This window comes from Streptomyces sp. NPDC007162 (genome assembly GCF_040634175.1).
In the GTDB taxonomy this organism is placed as follows: Bacteria; Actinomycetota; Actinomycetes; order Streptomycetales; family Streptomycetaceae; genus Streptomyces.
Genome location: NZ_JBEYFC010001015.1, coordinates 1 through 1332, shown reverse-complemented (window position 1 = coordinate 1332; position 1332 = coordinate 1). Strand labels below are relative to the sequence as shown.

At 70.0% G+C, this 1332-nt stretch carries 1 protein-coding gene and 1 pseudogene; one reads left to right on the top strand and one right to left on the bottom strand.

The features are described from left to right. A partial coding sequence (locus tag ABZ646_RS46770) for a LysR substrate-binding domain-containing protein (RefSeq protein WP_360533930.1) occupies positions 1–315 on the top strand: 315 nt, incomplete at its 5' end. A gap of 254 nt (positions 316–569) precedes the next feature. Here the strand turns inward: ABZ646_RS46770 and ABZ646_RS46765 are convergent. Further along, positions 570–932: pseudogene (locus ABZ646_RS46765) on the bottom strand (transposase); the annotation flags it as partial. Positions 933–1332: the final 400 nt, after the last annotated feature.

Genomic DNA, 1332 nt, shown 5'->3' with positions numbered 1-1332 from the left:
CGGGTCCGCCTGAACGACCTCGCCGGGGAGCCCCTGCCGCGCTGGCCGGGCGCATCTGAGGGTGACTCACACGGACCCGAGGTCCACGACCTTGGCCAGCTTCTCCACCTCATCGCCTTGCGCCGCATGGTCGCCGTCCTCCCCTCCTCCATCCGCGGCCAGCTCCGCGACGACCTGGTCGCTGTCCCAGTCGATGATGCCGAGCCCACCACGCTCGTCCTCGCCTGGCCCGAGCACGCCACCTCCCCAGCCCTGGCCGCCTTCGTCCGCGCGGCCGCCGCCGTGGCGGGCAAGGCGACGGGCCACGGCGGGTAGAGCGGGGAGACAGGCGGGGTGGGAGGCGCCCTCGCCCATGCTCGCAGACGTGCGAACACTCCAGGACGCCCTCACGGCCACCGTCGAGATCACACCTGGAGGCAGAATGAGGGGCACCGAGACGGCGAACCGATTACGCGGTCGACAATCCGAGCCAAGCCACGAGCCTCCGCCTTTCAGTTGGGTTCGACCGAACCGGGTTGAGGTGTTGGTTGTGCTTTCCGGGGCGTGTGGGGAGGGACGGTTTTGTCGGTTCAGGTGACAGGCTGGGGCAGGGCCTGCAGTCGGGCGAAGGCGGTCGCCAGATCGTGGCGCCAGGGCCAGGCGGCAGCGATCCGCAGGTGTAGGCGGCGGGCGCCGCGGGTGATCCGGGCGGCGGTGTGTAGCAGCCGGTAGCGAAGTTTCTTCGGCTCGGCAGTGGCCAACTCACCGTCTAGCAGGAGGGTTTGGGCCCAGGCGTGCAGGTCGATGGCGGTCAGGGACAGCTCCAGCCAGGCGGCGTTGACAGCAAAGTGGCGGGAGGGGAACCGGCCGAATCCAGTGTTCTTGCCGCAGCGGATGCGGTCCTCGACGCGAGCATGGGCGCGGTGGCGGACCTCCAGCAGTTGCAGGGAGCCCCGGCGCCGGCAGACCGATCGGAGGGAGGAGGGCCGGGAGGGACGGGAGGCGTACACCGGTGCACGGGTACAGCCTGTTGTCACCGCTCCGTCACAAGTAGTCGCCGCCCGGAACCTTGCCGCTCTCCCGCCCTGTCTGCAATCACGTACGACGACCACGCGTACCGCGGGCAACAACCGACGACCGAGACCCGCGGACGAGGCGACTGAGGGGGACGACAGCATGCGGCACAGCAACGGCATTCGCCGGGCGGCTCTGGCGACGACGGCGGTCACGGCCGTCACGGCGGCGGTGACCGGCAGATGGGAGATATCTCGAAGCCGTCGATGTCGACGTCGACCTTGCCCTCCAGGACGTCGGCCCGCGCCTTCACGTACGACTCGTGCGTGCCGACGTCCT